Annotated in this window: 15 protein-coding genes and 1 pseudogene; 9 read left to right on the top strand and 7 right to left on the bottom strand. The window is 71.9% G+C overall.

Features of this window, described 5'->3' with window-relative positions:
- Nucleotides 1-35: 35 nt before the first annotated feature.
- From IE239_RS01110 to IE239_RS01095, 4 genes are read right to left on the bottom strand one after another with little or no spacing between them, the layout of a single operon-like run.
- Nucleotides 36-1,376, bottom strand: coding sequence for an AAA domain-containing protein (locus IE239_RS01110; RefSeq protein ID WP_190147281.1), 1,341 nt, complete (start codon nucleotides 1,374-1,376; stop codon nucleotides 36-38).
- Nucleotides 1,373-3,010 (bottom strand): amino acid adenylation domain-containing protein, encoded by a 1,638-nt coding sequence (locus IE239_RS01105; RefSeq protein ID WP_190147280.1) that lies wholly within the window; start codon nucleotides 3,008-3,010, stop codon nucleotides 1,373-1,375. The genes IE239_RS01110 and IE239_RS01105 overlap by 4 nt, the downstream gene beginning before the upstream one ends.
- Nucleotides 3,001-4,116 carry a hypothetical protein gene (locus tag IE239_RS01100; RefSeq protein ID WP_229877653.1) on the bottom strand — a complete coding sequence of 372 codons (1,116 nt, stop codon included), beginning with the start codon at nucleotides 4,114-4,116 and terminating at the stop codon, nucleotides 3,001-3,003. The genes IE239_RS01105 and IE239_RS01100 overlap by 10 nt, the downstream gene beginning before the upstream one ends.
- 25 nt (nucleotides 4,117-4,141) lie before the next feature.
- A complete protein-coding gene (locus IE239_RS01095) occupies nucleotides 4,142-5,095 on the bottom strand; it encodes a phosphatase PAP2 family protein (protein ID WP_190147279.1) in 954 nt (317 codons plus the stop codon).
- Between the two features lie 228 nt (nucleotides 5,096-5,323).
- Between IE239_RS01095 and IE239_RS01090 the strand changes: the two genes are divergently transcribed.
- Nucleotides 5,324-5,917 carry a histidine phosphatase family protein gene (locus IE239_RS01090; RefSeq protein WP_190147278.1) on the top strand — a complete coding sequence of 198 codons (594 nt, stop codon included), beginning with the start codon at nucleotides 5,324-5,326 and terminating at the stop codon, nucleotides 5,915-5,917.
- A 217-nt stretch (nucleotides 5,918-6,134) separates the two neighbouring features.
- On the opposite strand, the gene IE239_RS01085 is transcribed toward IE239_RS01090, so the two are convergent.
- Nucleotides 6,135-7,595, bottom strand: coding sequence for an NsdA family TPR-like regulatory protein (locus IE239_RS01085; protein ID WP_190147277.1), 1,461 nt, complete (start codon nucleotides 7,593-7,595; stop codon nucleotides 6,135-6,137).
- A 253-nt stretch (nucleotides 7,596-7,848) separates the two neighbouring features.
- Here IE239_RS01085 and IE239_RS01080 point away from each other — a divergent pair, with 253 nt between their 5' ends.
- From IE239_RS01080 to IE239_RS01070, 3 genes are all read left to right on the top strand, one after another.
- On the top strand, nucleotides 7,849-8,241 hold the full coding sequence (locus IE239_RS01080; protein WP_190147276.1) for a hypothetical protein: 393 nt from the start codon (nucleotides 7,849-7,851) through the stop codon (nucleotides 8,239-8,241).
- Between the two features lie 180 nt (nucleotides 8,242-8,421).
- The gene (locus IE239_RS01075; RefSeq protein WP_190147275.1) at nucleotides 8,422-9,291 is read left to right on the top strand and encodes a spermidine synthase; all 870 of its coding nucleotides are present in this window, start codon (nucleotides 8,422-8,424) and stop codon (nucleotides 9,289-9,291) included.
- A gap of 290 nt (nucleotides 9,292-9,581) precedes the next feature.
- The gene (locus tag IE239_RS01070) at nucleotides 9,582-9,986 is read left to right on the top strand and encodes a GNAT family N-acetyltransferase (protein WP_190147431.1); all 405 of its coding nucleotides are present in this window, start codon (nucleotides 9,582-9,584) and stop codon (nucleotides 9,984-9,986) included.
- A gap of 185 nt (nucleotides 9,987-10,171) precedes the next feature.
- Here IE239_RS01070 and IE239_RS01065 read toward each other — a convergent pair whose 3' ends face one another.
- On the bottom strand, nucleotides 10,172-10,996 hold the full coding sequence (locus tag IE239_RS01065) for an SDR family NAD(P)-dependent oxidoreductase (protein WP_229877686.1): 825 nt from the start codon (nucleotides 10,994-10,996) through the stop codon (nucleotides 10,172-10,174).
- Nucleotides 10,997-11,200: 204 nt separating this feature from the next.
- Between IE239_RS01065 and IE239_RS01060 the strand changes: the two genes are divergently transcribed.
- The 5 genes from IE239_RS01060 (at nucleotide 11,201) to IE239_RS01040 (ending at nucleotide 15,461) form a co-directional block, all read left to right on the top strand.
- Complete coding sequence (locus IE239_RS01060; protein WP_190147274.1) at nucleotides 11,201-12,055, top strand: helix-turn-helix transcriptional regulator; 855 nt, start codon at nucleotides 11,201-11,203, stop codon at nucleotides 12,053-12,055.
- 264 nt (nucleotides 12,056-12,319) lie between these two features.
- On the top strand, nucleotides 12,320-12,904 hold the full coding sequence (locus IE239_RS01055) for an IS607 family transposase (RefSeq protein ID WP_190147273.1): 585 nt from the start codon (nucleotides 12,320-12,322) through the stop codon (nucleotides 12,902-12,904).
- On the top strand, nucleotides 12,901-14,358 hold the full coding sequence (gene tnpB, locus IE239_RS01050) for an IS607 family element RNA-guided endonuclease TnpB (RefSeq protein WP_190147272.1): 1,458 nt from the start codon (nucleotides 12,901-12,903) through the stop codon (nucleotides 14,356-14,358). Before IE239_RS01055 ends, tnpB begins: the two co-directional genes overlap by 4 nt.
- A gap of 32 nt (nucleotides 14,359-14,390) precedes the next feature.
- Nucleotides 14,391-14,630 (top strand): hypothetical protein, encoded by a 240-nt coding sequence (locus tag IE239_RS01045; RefSeq protein WP_190147271.1) that lies wholly within the window; start codon nucleotides 14,391-14,393, stop codon nucleotides 14,628-14,630.
- A gap of 6 nt (nucleotides 14,631-14,636) precedes the next feature.
- Nucleotides 14,637-15,461: an IS701 family transposase gene (locus IE239_RS01040; RefSeq protein WP_434095669.1), complete on the top strand. Its 825-nt coding sequence runs from the start codon at nucleotides 14,637-14,639 to the stop codon at nucleotides 15,459-15,461.
- A 308-nt stretch (nucleotides 15,462-15,769) separates the two neighbouring features.
- Here the strand turns inward: IE239_RS01040 and IE239_RS01035 are convergent.
- Nucleotides 15,770-17,105: pseudogene (locus IE239_RS01035) on the bottom strand (IS1380 family transposase); the annotation flags it as partial.
- Nucleotides 17,106-17,219 lie beyond the last annotated feature (114 nt).

The following is a 17,219-nucleotide window of genomic DNA, read 5'->3' as shown; positions in this document are numbered from 1 at the left end:
CTCCCGATGTTCCCGGCCCCCGGGCAGCTCGCAGCTCACGGTCTCCACGGGACACGGTGTTCCGCGAGGTGGGCCAGGACGGCATGGTTCGCCTCCCAGCCGTCCGGGAATTTCACCAGCGTCCCGAGCTGGACGGGTTCCGTCGACGGGTAGTCGTCCAGCAGATCGCCCACCCCCGCCCGGCACACCATCACGCACGCGTGCCGGTGGCGGGAGGCCAGGACGCACAGCCGGCCGGTCTCCAGGTGGAAGGCGGTGGCGTCGGGGCGGCCGGAGAGCGGATGCAGGATCACCGTGACGTCGAACTCCATGCCCTGCAGCCGGTTCGCCGTGTCCACGGTCACGTCCGTCACACCCAGCTCGGTCAGCGCCGCCCGCACCGCGGCCGCCTGGTCGCGGTGCGCCGTGCCGACCGCGACCCGGCCGGCCGTCAGCGGGACCGGGTCGGGGGAGCCCTCCGAGACAGCCGCGCCGCCCCGGTCCAGAAGGCGCCGCACGACCGTGGCGACCGCCCGCACCGCCTCCGGGTCGGTGCGCGGGGTGTGGCGGGCCGGAAGCTCCAGCAGGCCCCACCCCGACTGCGCCGCCTCGTCGATCACCCGGTCGACGCCCGAGCCGTCCGAGGGGACGGCGAAGGAGAGCAGCCGGTCGCCGTGGTCCGTCCCGCTGCGGAACGGGGTGTACGGGTAGAACGCGTCGGAGACCAGGGGCGCGGCCGACGCCGGGAGCCGCCAGGACACCGGCAGGCGGTGCTGCGGCAGCTGCGGGTTGTGGGCGAGCAGGGTCGACACGGCCGAGGCCGACGGGTCGTAGGACAGGCCCGCCCACTGCTCGCCGCCCACGATCGAGAACGGGTCCAACTGTCCCGGGTCGCCCACGAACAGCGCCCGCTCGAACAGTCCGGCCACGGCGAGCAGCCCGTCCGACCGCATCTGGTACGCCTCGTCCACGATCGCGTGCCGCCAGGGCTCGTCCACCTTCACATGCGCCCACTTGGCGGCGGTGGAGATCACCACCGGCAGCCCGGCCAGCTCCGCCGCCTTCGCCGACTTCCGTACGTTCGGCAGCCGGTCCAGCGCCTTGTCGTACGCGTCGGCGTCGCTGCTGTGGAGCCGGCCCACCGGCAGCTCGGGGTTCTTGCGGGCCAACCGCTCGACCAGGTCGTCCACCTGGGCGTTGGTCTGGGCGACCACCATCAACGAGCGCCCCGCGTCGGCGAGTTCGAGCGCGGCGCGGACGACGAGCGTGGACTTGCCCGCACCCGGCGGCGAGTCGACGACCACCCCGCGCGCGGTGCCGTGCAGTGTGTCGCGCAGGATCGCGTCGGTGGCACGGGTCGCGGCGCTGCCGGGGTCGAAGGCGGCCTCGGTGCTCACAGAAGGTCCTCCTGGGTGACGGAGTCGGGGGCCTCGGGCGGCTGCTCGCCGGGCGGCCCGCCGTGCGTCCACGGCGTCTCCTCCGGGTCCGGCAGCTTCGCGCCGCCGCGCTGCTCGTGCTCGAAGACCGTGAAGCAGAGCCGGTCGCCCTTCTCCGGCACGGACCCCGCCTCCGGCTCCTTGCCGCGGCCCATCTTGTCGACGATCCGCAGCACCAGCAGGCCCCCACGGTCCGCGCCGCCCACGCCGTCCGGGCCGTCCGCGTGGTGACCGTCGTCGTCCCAGCGCACGAACTCCGCCGCCTGCGGCTTCCCGCCGAGCGACCGGTACACCTTCGCGCGCTCCGCGAGATGCGGCACGTCCTCCGTGCGGACGGTGACCAGTGGGCGCGGGCTCGGCCTCTTTCCCTCGCTGTACGCCATGACGACGTCGACGACCTCGCCCGCGAACGCCTCTCCGGCCAGCCGCCGCGCCGCCATCACCAGCGGGTCGTCGAGCGCCTCCTGGGCCTCCAGACGGGCCTGTTCGCGCTCGCGCGTGGCGAGCTTGTTCGCGGCGGTGACCGCGTCGTCCCGGCGGGGCTGCGGGGGCTCGCCGGCGACGACCCGGTCGCGGTGGCCGGTGAACGACCACCGGTCGCGCGTCCAGCGCTCCTCGACGTGCGCGCCCTCCGGCAGCGACCGCAGCAGATCGAGGCCGTGCCACACCGCGTCCCAGGTGGGCAGCGTCCGGCTGCTCACCAGCGCGCGGATCTCCCGCTCGGCGGCGGTGAGCGCGCCCAGCCGGTCGTCGGCCTGCAGTCCGTCCTCGGCGGCGGCCAGGGCGGTGCGGGCGCGGTCGTAGCGCTCGATGGCCGGCGCGAGCAGCTTGTTGTCGAACGCCGGGTCGGTCGCCGGACCGGCGGGCGGGCACAGCAGCTGGCCGTCCGCGTCCCGCGCGAGCTCCGCCCGCAGAGCCGCCTGCGCGCCCGTCTCGCCCTGCGGAGGGTCGATCCAGGCGAGCAGCGCGCCGAGGTGCTGGTCCTCCAGGCTGGACTGGCCCGTGGCCCAGTGCCGGCCCAGCAGCTCCGTCACGGCCTGCAACAGGGAGGAGCCGGGCACCCGGGACCGCTCCCCGAAGTGGGTCAGCCACCGCCCGAGCAGCGGCACGCGCGGGGGCGCGGGATACGGCGTCTGCGGATCCTGCTCCACCGTGCGCCGAAAGCGCATGGAGCGGCCCAGGAGACGCACGTAGTCGACGCCCGCGCGGCTGGGGACGATCAGCTGGGGCGCGTCGGCGCACAGCTCGACCTCGACCTTGACGCGTCGGCCGGTCTCCGGGTCGGTCTCGTTGCGCTCCGCCGCCTCCACGGCGTCGGCGTAGGAGTCGATGTAGGGCAGCACGATGTCGGCCAGTTCGGCGAGGAACGCGAACCGCAGGTCACGGTCGCGCGGCTGCGGTACGACGAGCAGGTGCGGCGCGTCCCGGTCGGTGCCGACCAGTGCGCCCAGCGGGGCGCCGGCCTCACCCGCGGTGGTCAGGGGCACGAAGACCAGCGGCCGCTCGGACAGCCGCCGGTGGCGGACGGTGGCGGTGGGCCGGGCGCGGCCGGTGGCGACGGCCTCCAGCCGGGCGAGGGTGGCGATCAGCGACACGCGGGCACCGCCCCGGCGGCCGGCGTCCGCCCGGTCCACGGCGCGTCCGGCGACTCGGCGCGCGGGGCGGCCGCGTCCAGGGCCTCGGCCCGCAGCCAGGCGGCTCTGCGCAGGGCGGCCACCGCCGGGTCCCGCGGGTCCCCGGCCTCGCCGCGGGCCGCCGCCAGGACGTCGTCGACGGTCGTCAGAGCGCCCAGTTCGGCCCGCACGGACCGACCCAGGGAGGTGACCGCGCCGGCCGCGCGGGAGCGGTCCCGGCAGTGGAACGCCAGCTCGCACGCGGCCAGGCAGTCGGGCGCGTACGTCGCCGCGACCGACTCCACGGCGGCCGTGAGCTGTTCGACGGGCAGCTCGGGGGAGAAGCAGACGCCGTCGGGGAGGGCGTCGGCGATGTCCTGGACGCGGGTGAGCCGGGACAGCTGGCGGCTGGTGACCGCGCGCTGCTTGCGCACGTCCACGGCGGAGGCGGTGGGCAGGTTGGAGAAGTCCTTGGGGCAGACGAGCAGCACGCGGTGGCGTACGCGCGGGGGCGGGTCGAGGCGGGCGGCGACCTCCTCCAGGGCCAGCACGTAGACGGCGGCCTGCCGGGCGGCGGCACCGACCTTGGCCGGGTCCGCCGAGCCGTCCAGCATCGGGAAGGACTTGATCTCCACGACCGTCCAGCTGCCGTCCGGGTGCACCACCACGGCGTCCGGCTCGAGGAAGGCGGCGGAGCCCGCGACGTCGAGCGCGAGCATCGGGTGGTCCAGGAGGGTCCAGCCGCCGGTCGCGGCGGTGGCCTCGCGCAGGGCCAGCGCGGTGCGCGCGGTGCGGCCCTCGGGGCCGATGGCCGCCAGCTCGGGCGCCGACGCGTCGACGGGCGGCGGCGCCGCCGGGTCCAGCCGTTCGTGCACCAGCCGCAGCAGCTCCGCGCCGCCGTCCGCCTTCACCTTCGCCTCGAAGGCGTTGCCGCGGGTCAGGGCGAACTGCGACTGGCCGAAGGCCGAGGGCGAGCCCAGCGCGCCGGCCAGCGCCGCCTTGTCGACCCCGGCGCCGTCGAGGATCGCACGCCGTTTGCAGCCCGGGTTCGCGGCGAGCGCCGCGAGGGCCCGGGCGTCCAGCGCCATGGCCGGTACGTCGGGACCGCGCAGCTCAGCGAGCCGCTGCCGCAGCGCCTTCCCCCGCGTCCGAGGGAGAGACGTCGGGGTCTGCGCCGGGCCGGGGCCGTGACTCGCGCTGCCGTGGAATTCGCTCACCCGTGGAAGTCTGGCATCCGCCACTGACAATCGGGGACGATGTGCCCGTCGAGGCCGCCGGGACCAGCGGGACCCGGGCCGTGAACCACACCCGGGCGCGGTCCGCGCCGCGCATCACCAGCGGCGTCAGCAGCAGCCCGACGCCCATCACGGCCGCGCCCGCGACCGCGTCGAGGAAGTAGTGGTTGGCGGTGCCCATCACCACGAGCGTCGTCACCAGCGGGTAGACGACGCCGGCCGTCTTCGCCGTGCGCGTGCCGCCGTGCCGCCACAGCATCACGCCGCACCACAGGGCCCACCCCACGTGCAGGCTCGGCATGGCGGCGTACTGGTTGGTCATGCCGCCCATGCCGCGCGGCGCGCTCGCCTCGCCGCCCCACCAGCCGTACGAGCTGTACTGGGCCATGGTGTCCACGAAGCCGTGGCTCGCCGCGAGCAGCCGGGGCGGGCAGGTGGGCATCAGCGTGAAGCCGATGAGGCCCATGAAGGTGGACGTCATCAGCCAGGTGCGGGCCGCCCGGTAGTGCAGCGCCCGGGAGCGGAACAGCCAGACCAGGATCACCGGCGTGACCAGGTAGTGCAGCGACGCATACCAGAAGTCGGCCGGCACGCCTATCCACGCCTCGGTCCTGAACAGCCTGTTGAGCGGGTGCTCGGCGTTTATGTGCAGGAACTTCTCGACGCGCAGGATCGCCAGGCCGTGGTCGACCGCGGTGGTCACGTCGCCCCGCGCGAGCAGCCGGCCCGCCGAGTAGCAGACGTACACCAGCAGGATCAGGGGCAGCTCGGTCCACCAGCGCAGCCGTGTCCGCGGGGCCGCCTCGGTGCCTGGTGTCTCGGTCTGCGGCATCCGATCGCCTCCCCCTTCTTGTGTGTTCGTCTGTGTCGTCGCTGCGGCGCCGGTGGCGCGGGACAGGTCACTTTACGGCGTACGCGTGAGCCGGCGACGAGCGCCCCGGCTCTCAAAGACGCGGGGATCGCCCGTCGGGTTGCCCCTGCTCAGGGTGAGCGATGATGGAGGGGATCCGCCCCTGATTCCTCCCCTGGCCCGGCCAGGGTTCTCCCGGAAAGGTCCCCCATGGCACCGCGCATCCTGCTGGCCCGGCATGGACAGACGGAGTGGTCGCTGTCCGGCAAGCACACCGGCAGGACCGACGTGCCCCTCCTGGAGGAGGGCCGCAGAGGCGCGAAACTCCTGGGCGAGCGGCTTCACCGGGCCCCCTACGACGGCCTCGAGGGCGTGGAGACACGCACCAGCCCGCTGGTCCGCGCGCGGGAGACGTGCGAGCTCGCCGGTTTCGGTGAACGGGCCGAGACCTGGGACACGCTCCTGGAGTGGCACTACGGCGCCTATGAGGGCATGACTCCCGCCGAGATCCAGGCCGTCCGGCCCGGCTGGCTGATCTGGCGCGACGGCGTCCCCGAGGGGGAGACCCTCGTCGAGGTGACGGCCCGCGCGGACGAGGTCGTCGCCTGGGCACGCTCGGCCGACCGGGACGTCCTGGTCTTCGCCCACGGCCACATCCTCCGCTCCATCGGGGCTCGCTGGCTGGGCCTGCCGCTGGACTTCGCGGCCCGGATCCGGCTTCACCCGACGTCGCTGTCGGTGCTGGGCTGGGCGTACGGCGAACCGGCGATCGAGAGCTGGAACGATCTCGGCCACCTCGCCTAGCGAGCGGGCGAGCGGGCGAGCGGACTCGGGCCGGACAGGACCGGTTCGGACAGGACCGGTTCGGACTGGTTCGGCCGCTGCCGCCGGGCCGCCCCCGCGCTCCGTCACTCCCGACCCGCCGCCCCTGGCCGCGCCGTTCCCGACCCGCCGTCGGTGATCGGCCGTTCGTGCCGGTGCTCTGCCGTCCGTCACCGCGGAGTGCCACCGCCGGTGCCGCTCAGGGCATGCGCGGGGTCGAGGCGTGCCGATCCAGGAACGTCGAGACGCCGCCGGCGCGCCGGTGCGGCAGCAGCACCCTGGCCGTTCCCGCCAGCATCGTCTGGATCCGGGACGACTGGACCTGGCCCAGCAGGTCCAGGACCCGCATCCCGGCGACCGCGGCCTCGTCGGGGCGGCCCCCGCGCGCGAGGTCGTCCGCGAACTCGGCCGTGTACAGGGCGATGTTGCGGGTGAAGTGCGGGTCCTGCAGCTCCGCGGCCCGTCCGGCGTGCCGGGCCGCGCGCGGCCATTCGCCCAGCGCGGACCAGCACTGCGCCGTGAGCCCCTCCAGCTCGGCCTCGCCGTAGAAGCTCATCCACTCGGGGTCGTGGTCGCACGGGCCCCGGTCGTAGAGGGCCTGGGCGCGCACCAGGGCCTGTTCGCAGCCGGCCCGGTCGGCCAGCCCGGCCCAGCCGCCCGCCTCGCGCAGCGCGAGCAGGGACATCAGGCGGGGCGAGCCGAGCGGGCGGGCGACGCGCTGGGCGGCCTGGGCGGCGCGCACGGCCTCGCGGGGGCGGCCGGCGTCCCGCGCGAGGAACGCGGTGTTGCAGAAGGCGTGCGCCTCCAGCGCCCGGTCGCCGGCCATCCGGGCGGTGGCCAGGGCTTCGGCGTAGTGCGAGCGTGCGTCGTCGAAGCGGCCCGAGTCGTGCGCGAGCCAGCCCACGGAGACGGCGAGCTCCCCGGCGCCCGAGTGGAGCCGGTCGGCCGTCGTCTGCCGGGTGGTCCCGGCGTCCAGCAGCGCGTAGGCGGCGCGCAGCGGAGCGGCCGCGCGCCGGTAGAGGCCGTCGGCCCCGTGCCGGTCGTCCAGCAGCCGGATCCTGCGGACCGCCTCCTCGAGCGCGCCCGCCTCGCTCGTCCCCGCGCGGCGCACGGGACGCGCCGCGGTGGACGCGTCGTGCGCGAACCCGAAGGGGCCCAGGGTGGCGACGGCCATCGTGGCGCCTCCGCCGGTCATGAATGCGCGACGCAGCACGTCGCTCTCCTCGTGGTCGTGGTGCGTGTCGTACGGGTTCTGCGTGTCATACGGCTCGTGCGCCTCACCCGTCTCACCCGTGTCCCGCTCGTCACTCGTGGTGTGCGCCGGCCGCAGGACGTGCGCGCAGGGCGCTTCCTCGGCGGTGCGCGCCCCCCGGCCGCGAACGGCCGAGCGAGGTGCGAAACCCAGGTCGGTGAGCGTGCGGCCGGGGAACATGTGCAGGAACACCCGCTCGTACGCGTAGTTGGGGCAGCGGATCTCCCCGGCCTCGACCCGCCCGATGTAGCGCGCGTCGCAGCTGACCCGTTCGCCGATCTCGCGGGCGGCCCGCCGTACGAGTGCGGCGAACTCGGCCGGTGAGCGCTGCCCGCGCAACTGCCGGAAGGCGCGGTTGGGCCGTGGTGGCCGGTCGGGCCGAGATGGGGTCACCGTTGACGACGCCATGGCCGGGTCCTCTCGTGCGAACCGTCGAACCATGCCGGAGCAGGGGTGACTTGTCCTGGCACCCCTGTTCCCGGCGGGCAAGAACGTACCCGCTGTGATCGGTCCGTCACGCGGTGTTTGGCTACAAACCGGATATCTCCACCGCGATCTGCCATGAACTGCCATCCTTTGCGGCGGACTTCCGCCGTAGCCCTTGACGCCGTCCGGCGTTGATCCTTGCGGACTACAGGCAGGCTGCGCGGTGGAGGCCGGGATGGAGACCAGCCAGAGCAACGATCTTCGTACGCCGTCGGTGGCGGCGTGCGACCTGGTGACGGTGCCCACCCGTCAGGGGTTGGAGGCGGTCGACATCCTGCGAAGGGCGTCGTCGGCCGGGGACGGGATGGGGCCCGTCCTGCACGACGACGGCGATGACACCCTCGGCTTCGTGGTGCCGGCCGGCACGGCGGAGGCCTGGGACGTACCGGGCAGCACCTGCACCGGAACCGACGGCCGCGGGCTGAGACTCGCCCCCGAGCCGCCGCCCCGGGGCTCGGACTGGCTGGTGCCGCCCGGCGAGTCGGACCTCGCCACCGATCCGGCGGTCCTGCGGCGGGCGCTGGGCGAGGCGGCCCGGCTGATCGAGGCGGCGGACCGCTGCTGGTGACGGCCCCCGCCGCGATGTGCCCGGGTTGCCCGCGGGCCCGCGCGGGCGACCGGCCGCACGTCCGTGCGTGCCGCGTATCCGTGTGCGGCGCACCCCTGCGCGCCGCACACGCGTGCGCGTGCCGGACGCCCTTGTCGACCGGGTGCGCGGGGAGCGCGCTCGGCCTGCGAAAATGCTGTCATGGCAAAGTCCAGGAACAATCGGCGCGGGCGGGACGCCGACGCAGCCGTCGCCCAGTCCGTCGACGGCGGACTCGCCCGGCTCGTGCCCGACCGGGACCGGCCGAGGGCCTGGACGCTGCTCATCGACGGAGCCCCCCAGTCGCACGTCGACCTCGACGACCCCGCCCACCTCTCCTTCGAGTACCAGCGGCGCCTGGGCCATGTCATCGACCTCGTCGCCCCGCCCGGCAGGCCCCTGAAGGTCGTGCACCTGGGCGGCGGCGCGTTCACCCTCGCCCGGTACGTCGCCGCGACGCGCCCCCGCTCCACCCAGCAGGTCGTCGAACGCGACGCGGCCCTCGTCGAACTGGTCCGCCGCGAGCTGCCGTTGGATCCGGGGGCCAGGATCAGGGTCAGATCCGCCGACGCCCGGGAGGGACTCGCCAAGGTTCCCGACGGATGGGCCGATCTCGTCCTGGCCGACGTGTTCAGCGGCGCCCGTACCCCGGCCCACCTCACCTCGACCGAGTTCCTCGACGCGGTCCGCAGGGCCCTGAAGCCCGGCGGGGTCTACGCCGCCAACATCGCCGACGGCCCGCCGCTCACCCACCTGCGCGGTCAGATAGCCACCGCGGCCGCGCGGTTCCCGGACCTCGCTCTGGTCGCCGACCCGACCGTGCTGCGGGGCAGACGGTTCGGCAACGCGGTGCTCGTCGCCTCCGACCTGCCCCTGCCGACCGCCGAACTGACCCGACGGGCCGCCTCCGATCCGCACCCCGGCCGCGTCGAACACGGCCGCGCGCTCACCGACTTCACCGGTGGCGCGGTGGCCGTGGTGGACGCCTCGGCGGTGGCGTCACCGGCGCCGCCGCCCTCGGTCTTCCACTGAGCGCCGGCCCGCTCGCTCCGGCGCGGGGTGAACCCTCCCTGCGCGGTCGGCTCTCGGACCGAGCTTCGGACTACCCAGCCTCAGTCCCTGGCCGATGCGAAGGGTGCGATCAGGTGGGAGCCAGGCGTCGACTCCACCGTGTGCCGTGCTCATCAATGACGGCCGGGCAGTGCGGTGACTCACCGCAGTTTGAGGCCGTGCTGGAGAAAGTTCGCGTGCCCCGTATCGGGGTGGGCCGGCCACGCGTCCGCCCCGATCGTGTGCGCGCTGACAAGGCGTACGCCTCCCGCATGAACCGCGCCTACCTGCGCAGACGTGGCGCCGTCTTCGCTGTTCAGCACAGCAACTGGCGCGACGACTACCGCAAACAGGTCGCCGAGCTCCACGCGCCCGCGCATCGCACCTACGTCGCCGTCGCCGAAGCAGAAGGCACCATCGCAGGTCACGTGGCGTGGAGCGTCGCTCCGGCCCGCAAAAAGGGTGAGATCACGATCCTCGCCCTCTCGAACCGGCATCGACGGCACCATGTGGGCGCCACGCTGTGTGAGCACGCATGCGAACAGATGCGGGCTCTCGGTGCCGAGGTCGTCGAGATCGGCACCGTAGGAGACCAGTTCCACGCACCGGCCCGAGCCCTCTACGAGGCGCTCGGGTGCACACCCCTGCCACTCACGGTCTGCTTCCGCCAACTCTGACACCTCCCGGACGGGCGCCCGAGAGCGCCTGTCCGAGTTCGGCAGTCAGCAGCAAACTCACTTGGGCGTAGCTCCTTTGGAGGAGGATCACACCTCGCATGTGAACTCGCGGCTCGGTGCCGGTGATGCCGAACCTTGAGAGGAACTACACCCGGAGTCGCACCGGGGAAACGTGCCTGGTTTTTTCAGAGGCCAGTTCCGGTGAGAGTGGCGGTTGCCTGCCAGAGCCTCTTGGCGACGGCCGGGTCCAGGCCGGCCCGGCTGGGCTTGCGGATCAGTGGGTAGCCCGTGAAACTGAACAGCCCGTCCGGACCGACGTAGGCGTTGCCGGGGACGTCCTGCGTGGCTGCGTACATGAGTGGCAGCGCTCCGCGTTCGACGTCCTGGACCAGGAACGGGAGCCGGTTGACGAATCCCAGCGGCGAGTGCGTGGCCAGTCCGGTCCGCGCGACGCCAGGGTGAGCGATGACCGAGCGGACACGGCTTCCCGAGGCGGTCAAACGGCGCTGCAATTCCAGCGAGAACAGCACAACGGCGAGCTTGGACGACTCGTAGACGGCCAGCCCGTTGTACTTGCGGGCGCGCCAATTGAGGTCGTCGAGGTCCAGCCTGCCGAATCGGTGCAGTTGGCTGGAGACCGTCACCACGCGGTCGGTCAGCCGGGGCAGCAGCAGGTTGGTGAGCACGAACGGCCCGAAATAGTTCGTCGCGGTCTGTACGTCCAGGCCCTGCGCGGTCCGCGCCGCCGGGATGTCCATCACCCCGGCGTTGTTGATCAGAACATCGATGTCGCCGGTATACGACGTCGCAAACGCACGTACTGAGTCCAGGTCGGCGACATCGAGTCGCCGGACATCGAAATCTCCATGCATACCGGTCACTGCCTGGCGCGCCTTGTCGACGTTGCGCACGGCCAGCACCACGTGGGCGCCGACCCGTGCGAGTTCGCGAGCGGTCACCAGCCCGATCCCCCCGCCGGCACCGGTGATCACCACCGTCACGCCGGCCATGCTCGGCAGCCGGTCCGCGGTCCATTTGGCCATAGTGAAATCCTTCAGAGGCTCTTTTGCCTGATTCCTGACGCCGTCCAGTGAACGGGGCCCGTGCCGGCGGATGAAGGACCTGCCCAACCACTGAATCGCAGGGCGTGGCTACCCGTGTCGACCTGCCGGACAATGAGGCGGAGGTATACGACATGCGAAGCGGGGAGCCCGATGGTGGACACGGCATTGGACGGCGAGGGTCTGGCCGATTTCCTGCGCGGACGCCGGGAGTCCCTGCAACCTGAGGACGTCGGGTTGCGCCGCGGCGCACGACGGCGCACGACCGGGCTGCGCCGGGAGGAGGTCGCCGAGCTGTGCGACATGTCGGCCGACTATCTGGCCCGGCTGGAACGCGGTAGTGGTTCCCAGCCGTCGCAGCAGATGGCGGCGGCCATCGCCCGGGGACTGCGCCTGACCCCCGACGAACGTGACCACCTGTTCCTGCTGTGCGGGTACCGCCTCCAGACACGGCGACTACGCGAAGCGCACATCAGTCCCGGCCTGCTGCGCGTCATGGACCGGCTTCAGGACACACCCGCGCAGATCGTGGGCACGGTCGGTGAAACGCTGCAACAGACGCCGCCCGCCGTGGCGCTGCTCGGCGACGAGACGCGTCACACCGGCCCGGCGCGCAGCACCCTCTACCGGTGGTTCACCGACCCCACCGCCCGCCATCGGTACCTGCCCGACGACCACCACCTGCACAGCCGCGTCTACGTCGCCATCCTGCGCGCCAGTGCCACCGCGCAGGGGCCCGGCTCGCCGGCCGCCTCGCTCGTGGCCGACCTGCAACACAACGAGGAATTCGCCGAGCTGTGGAACCGCCACGAAGTGGGACTGCGGTGGAGCAACGCCAAACGCTTCGTCCACCCCGAGGTCGGACGCATCGACCTGTACTGCCAGACACTGCTCGACCCCGACCAAGGGCAGTCCCTGCTCATCTTCACCGCCACACCTGGCACGGAGAGCTACGACAAGCTTGCCCTGCTGACCGTGCTCGGCGCCGACACGTTCGCAGGATCCTGACGCACCAGCGGCATTCTCGGAGCCGAGCGCCTTCGGGTGTAGTTCCTCTCAAGGTTCGACCTCACGCACCGAGAGTTCACATGCGAGGTGTGATCCTTCCGGCGGTTCCGGTTGCCCCGCCGCTGATCACCGAAGACCGCTCGGCCGATCTTCGGCCTGGCCAGCATGTCTACCCCGCGGCGCTCCAACGAGGGTGAAAGCTGCTACGAATTTCCTAATCATTCATAGTCATCTCTAGTCGGACATCTCGCATATCTTGGTTTTGTGAAGCTTTCGGAGTGGGCGCGACAGCAGGGTGTGAGCTACCAGACCGCCTGGCGATGGGTGAAGGACGGGAAGATGCCCGTTCCGGTCCGTCAGGCGCCGTCCGGTACGTGGCTGGTCGCCGAGCCCGCTCCGGCCGTCTCTGCGGCCTCGGGACGGGTGGTGGCGTACTGCCGTGTCTCGTCAGCCGACCAGAAAGCCGATCTGGACCGGCAGGCGTCACGGGTGGTGGATGGCGCGAACGGGCTCGGTCTGCCGGTCGCGGAGGTCGTCACCGAGGTCGGGTCGGGACTGAACGGGCGGCGCCGCAAGCTGCACCGTCTGCTGTCCGACCCGCAGGCGGCGGTGATCGTGGTCGAGCATCGTGACCGGCTGGCCCGGTTCGGTGTCGAGCACCTGGAGGCCGTCCTGTCGGCGTCCGGGCGGCGCCTGGTCGTCCTCGACCCCACCGAGACCGCTGACGACCTGGTACGGGACCTCACCGAGGTGCTCACGTCGACGTGCGCCCGCCTGTACGGGCGGCGGGCGGCGAAGAACCGCGCCGCCCGCGCGGTGGCCGTGGCGACCGCCGAGGACGCCGAGTGAAGAAGTTCCAGCCGCAGCCGGGGTTCGTGGTGCAGGCGTTCCGGTTCGCGCTGGACCCGAACGCCGCCCAGGAGCACGCGCTGCGCTCGCACTGCGGCGCCGCCCGTACCGCGTACAACTGGGCGGTCGGCTGGGTCGGGGCGTCGTGGTGGCAGCGCCGCGCGGAGGAGTCCTACGGGATCGCCGAGGAGCAGCTGACCCAGTGGCGTCCGTGGTCGCTGCCGTCGCTGCGGAAGGCTTTCAACGAGGCCAAGCACACCGACTGGAGGTTCGCGGCCTGGTGGGAGGAGAACTCCAAGGAGGCGTACTCCACCGGCCTCGCGAACGCCGCCGCCGCGTTCGACAACTACGCGAAGTCCAAGCGCGGACAGCGCAAGGGCAAGCGAGTCGGTATGCCCCGCTTCAAGTCGAAGCGGAAGGCGCGCCTGTCCTGCCGGTTCACCACCGGCACGATCCGCGTCGAAGCGGGTGGCCGGCATGTGACGCTGCCCCGCCTGGGCACGATCCGTGTCCATGAGCCGACCGTGAAACTCCTGGACCGCGTCCAGGCCGGGACGGCGCGGATTCTGTCCGCGACGGTGCGGCACGAACGCGGACGCTGGTTCGTGTCCTTCCAGGCCGAGGTGAAGCGGGACCCCGAAGGCGTGGCGCGGCCGGATGTCGCGGTCGGTATCGACCTCGGGGTGAAGACCCTCGCGGTCATGGCCGACAGCACCGGCGAGATCCGCACCGTCGCGAATACCGGGCACTACGACGCCGCGCGCAAGCGACTGCGCCGCGCCTCCCGCACCGTGTCCCGACGCCAGGGCCCCGACCGGCGCACCGGACAGCAGCCGTCGAAGCGGTGGGAGAAGGCCAACGCCGCCCGCAACAAGGTCCACCACCGCGTGGCGAACCTCCGCGAAGACGCCCTGCACAAGCTCACCACCGCCGTGGCCGCCGAGTACGGCACCGTCGTGGTCGAAGACCTCAACGTCGCCGGCATGCTCCGCAACCGGCGCCTGGCCCGCCGGATCGCCGACGCCGGATTCGGCGAGATCCGCCGCCAGCTCGACTACAAGACCAGCCAGCGCCACGCCACCCGCATCATCGTGGCCGACCGCTGGTACCCCTCCTCCAAGACCTGTTCCGGGTGCGGCGCGGTGAAAGCCAAGCTGCCGCTGCACATCCGTACCTACGAATGCGACGCCTGCCATCTGGTCATCGACCGGGACGACAACGCCGCACTCAACCTCGCCGCCCTCGCGGCAGCCGCAGTGACTGGTACCGGAGTGGCCGGAGACCAGGACACCGCCCCGGCGGTGTCGAAGCCTCGTGGAGCCGACCAGAAGACCCGCGCCACCCGCTTCCGCCGCACGGCGGAAGCGGGGCGGGCAGGTGGCGCAACCCTGCCGCACCAGCGGCAGACGGAAACGAGAGACCGTACTCAAGCCGAAGCTCTCCTGCTTTGGTGATGTGACGGACCTTCCGGGCCGAAATACCCGGAATGCCGAGACCTGGCTACGGTCTCGACAACGGCAGCCGCATCGGGCACGGGGGTGGCAAACACCGCCGGTCCAATTGGAAGAGTCTGAGCCGCCGCTATAGCGCGGGCCGATGGTGGCCCGCCGACGACGAGGTGACCTTGTTCAAGTGCGCGAAGGTGCGGCCCCACCGCTACCTCTACCGCGGCAACAAGATCCCCTCGCCTTGGCCCAACGGGACCACGACGGCAGCGGCCGTCTGAAAGGGCTTGTGGAGAGCCGGATGCCTGGAGAGCGGGCACGTCCGGTTCGGGAGGCGGGCCGGGGAAACCCACCGACGGCAACGTCGGCAGGGCGCCCCGGCCCGACCTCACACCATGGCTGAGTTCGCCGGCGAGAAGGAGCCCAAGGCGCTCCAGCGGTTCTTGAACCTCACCTCGTGGAGCGCGGCTCTGATGCGGGACTTGGTCCGCGACTACGCCATGGAATGCTTCGCGGATCCCCGGGGCGTGCTGATCGCCGACCCCACCGGGTTCGAGAAGAAGGGCGTCAAATCCGCCGGGGTCCAGCGGCAGTATTCCGGCACCCTCGGACGTATCGACAATTGTCAGATCGGGACGTTCCTGGCCTACGTCAACCGTCGTGGCGACCGTGTACTGATCGACCGGGAGCTCTATCTGCCCAAGGATTCCTGGGCCGTTGACTTCGAACGCCGCCGGGAGGCCGGGATCCCGGACGAGGTGGTATTCCAAACCCGTCCGCAGCAGGTCCAGGCCATGATCGACCGTGCCGTGGCGGCCGGGGTGCCGTTCTCGTGGTTCGTCGCATGCTACAACCCGCGCGGGGAGTCACTGCCGGAACTGGTGGCGGTCATCGGATTGCGCTGGCCGGTCGAGGAGTGTTTCGAGGCGGCCAAGCAGCAGGCCGGGCTGGACAACTACCAGGTACGCAAATACGACGCCTGGCATCGCCATATCACCATGGCCATGCTGGCATTGGCGTTCCTGGCCGCGATGGCCCGAACCCCGCAAAAGGGGGCTCTTCGGACCTGGGCGGTGACCGCGGGCCGCGAACGCGACGGCTCGCGGCCCTGACCGTCGCCGAGGTCCGGCGGCTGTTCAACCTGATCGGCTTGACCCGCATCGCCATCGACCAGGGACTTCACTGGTCGATCTGGCGACGCGCGCATCAGGCGGAGGCGCGACGGCACCATTTCCGAAGGCGGCTACGACTCCAGATGATCAAGATCTAGCCCTGTAGTACTAGCCTCGATCTTTCTTGACGGTCCGCCGACGGAGTCGGTGGACCGTTTTCGTGCTGTGGGCTGAGGCTGTGCAGGCCGAGGGCCCGAGTGTCGCCTCGGGATGGCGCCGGATTCCACTGCTTCGGGTGTTGAGGTGCTGTCGAGGGCTGCGGTGATGTGACCGGCCCAGGGCCAGTGCCGGGCCAGGCGGAGGATCCGTCGGCGGCTGGTGGTCACGAGCTGTCCGGCCGCGGTGACGTAGTCGGCGGGGTTCCCAGAGGCGGGCCTTGCCGGTGAGGGCGAGCATGGGCATCCAGGCCAGCAGGTCGAGAGCGATCTGCACGATCTCCAGCCAGATCCGGTTCTGGGCTGTGCGGTGCAGGGGCAGGTTGCGCAGGCCGGTGGCCCGGGCGGTTCGGATGCGGTCCTCGGCCCGGGCCCGCAGGCGGTGACGGCGCTCGAGTTCGGCGATCGGCCGGCCCGAGGTGTTGGTGGCAAAGCAGGTCAGCCGCATGCCGTCCGCATCCGTGAGCCGCAACTGAGCCCCGGGGTGCGGCCGTTCCTTCCTGACGATCAGCCGCATGCCCTTCGGCCAGCCGTCCAGGACATCGCCGGTGAGTTCGGCGACCCAGGCGCCGTCACGGATCTCGCCGTCGGCCTCGACGGCCGCCGTCCAGGCCGACGCCGGAACCTTCAGCACATGCTGGTGGATCGCCCCGGTGATTACCATGCCGACCGAGTAGGACAGCCACCGTCCCCGCTGAGCGAGCCAGGCCACGAAGTCGTGGGTGCCGCCCGCGGAGTCGGTCCGTATCAACGTCCGGCGCCCGCACCGGTACTTCTTCGGCAGCTGGGACAGAGCCAGTTGGGCGGCGGTGATGTGGTCGGTGGCCGTGTTCGATCCCGCGTTGCCTGGTCGGAGCAGAGCCGCGACCGGTTCACCCGTGCCGCCCGGCCCGTGGTCGACGAACCCCATCAGCGGGTGGTGGCCGTAGGTTCGCTTCCACGTGGGTGCGGCGTCCTCCTTGTCCGAGTGCGCGATCACCAGCACCCCGTCGAGGTCCACGGTCACCGCCCCGCCCGCATCAGGCGCTTTGCGGTCGGCCAAGCGCCAGACATGTCGGCGCACTTCAGCCCGCGCGGCACGGATGGCCCGCAGGGCCTTCTCCCCGGAGGCTGCGAGGGTGTCGATGAGGCGGGAGACCGTGGGGTCGGAGGCCACCGGCCCGAACACGGCCGGCTCGGCCCGCAGCATGGCGACATCCGCCAGGCAGTCCCCGCCCAGTGCGACCGCCAGGGCCACGTCCAGCAGGATCTTGCCCGGATCGTGCACCGCCCGAGCCTTCCGCCACGGCGTCAGCGCTGCTGATATCGCGGTGTCCAAGCCGGCCTTGCGGACGGTCTCGACCAGCAGCACACCCCCGGCCTGCGAGACCACCGTCCGGCCGCCGCCCTCGATGCGGACACGCGGGTACGACCCGATACGCTTCTTCACCTGGAGAGTGCTTCTTTCCGTGCAGCCAACAGGACCCTAGACAAGTCCCATCGTTGCAGGTCAGGAGCACTCTCCGTTTATTTGATCAAGCCTCGGACACCCCACCTCGTGAAA

Origin of the sequence: Streptomyces humidus (genome assembly GCF_014649655.1) — a bacterium.
GTDB lineage: Bacteria > Actinomycetota > Actinomycetes > Streptomycetales > Streptomycetaceae > Streptomyces > Streptomyces humidus.
This window is presented reverse-complemented; position numbering and strand designations above follow the sequence as displayed.

What these genes read in the sequence shown, in the direction of transcription:
- IE239_RS01065 (WP_229877686.1), bottom strand. Translation starts at nt 10,996, where the DNA reads ATGGCCGGCGTGACGGTGGTGATCACCGGTGCCGGCGGGGGGATCGGG.
- IE239_RS01060 (WP_190147274.1), top strand. Translation starts at nt 11,201, where the DNA reads ATGGTGGACACGGCATTGGACGGCGAGGGTCTGGCCGATTTCCTGCGC.
- IE239_RS01075 (WP_190147275.1), top strand. Translation starts at nt 8,422, where the DNA reads ATGGCAAAGTCCAGGAACAATCGGCGCGGGCGGGACGCCGACGCAGCC.
- IE239_RS01090 (WP_190147278.1), top strand. Translation starts at nt 5,324, where the DNA reads ATGGCACCGCGCATCCTGCTGGCCCGGCATGGACAGACGGAGTGGTCG.
- IE239_RS01095 (WP_190147279.1), bottom strand. Translation starts at nt 5,095, where the DNA reads ATGCCGCAGACCGAGACACCAGGCACCGAGGCGGCCCCGCGGACACGG.
- IE239_RS01045 (WP_190147271.1), top strand. Translation starts at nt 14,391, where the DNA reads ATGCCGAGACCTGGCTACGGTCTCGACAACGGCAGCCGCATCGGGCAC.
- IE239_RS01100 (WP_229877653.1), bottom strand. Translation starts at nt 4,116, where the DNA reads ATGGCGCTGGACGCCCGGGCCCTCGCGGCGCTCGCCGCGAACCCGGGC.
- IE239_RS01070 (WP_190147431.1), top strand. Translation starts at nt 9,582, where the DNA reads ATGAACCGCGCCTACCTGCGCAGACGTGGCGCCGTCTTCGCTGTTCAG.
- IE239_RS01085 (WP_190147277.1), bottom strand. Translation starts at nt 7,595, where the DNA reads ATGGCGTCGTCAACGGTGACCCCATCTCGGCCCGACCGGCCACCACGG.
- IE239_RS01080 (WP_190147276.1), top strand. Translation starts at nt 7,849, where the DNA reads ATGGAGACCAGCCAGAGCAACGATCTTCGTACGCCGTCGGTGGCGGCG.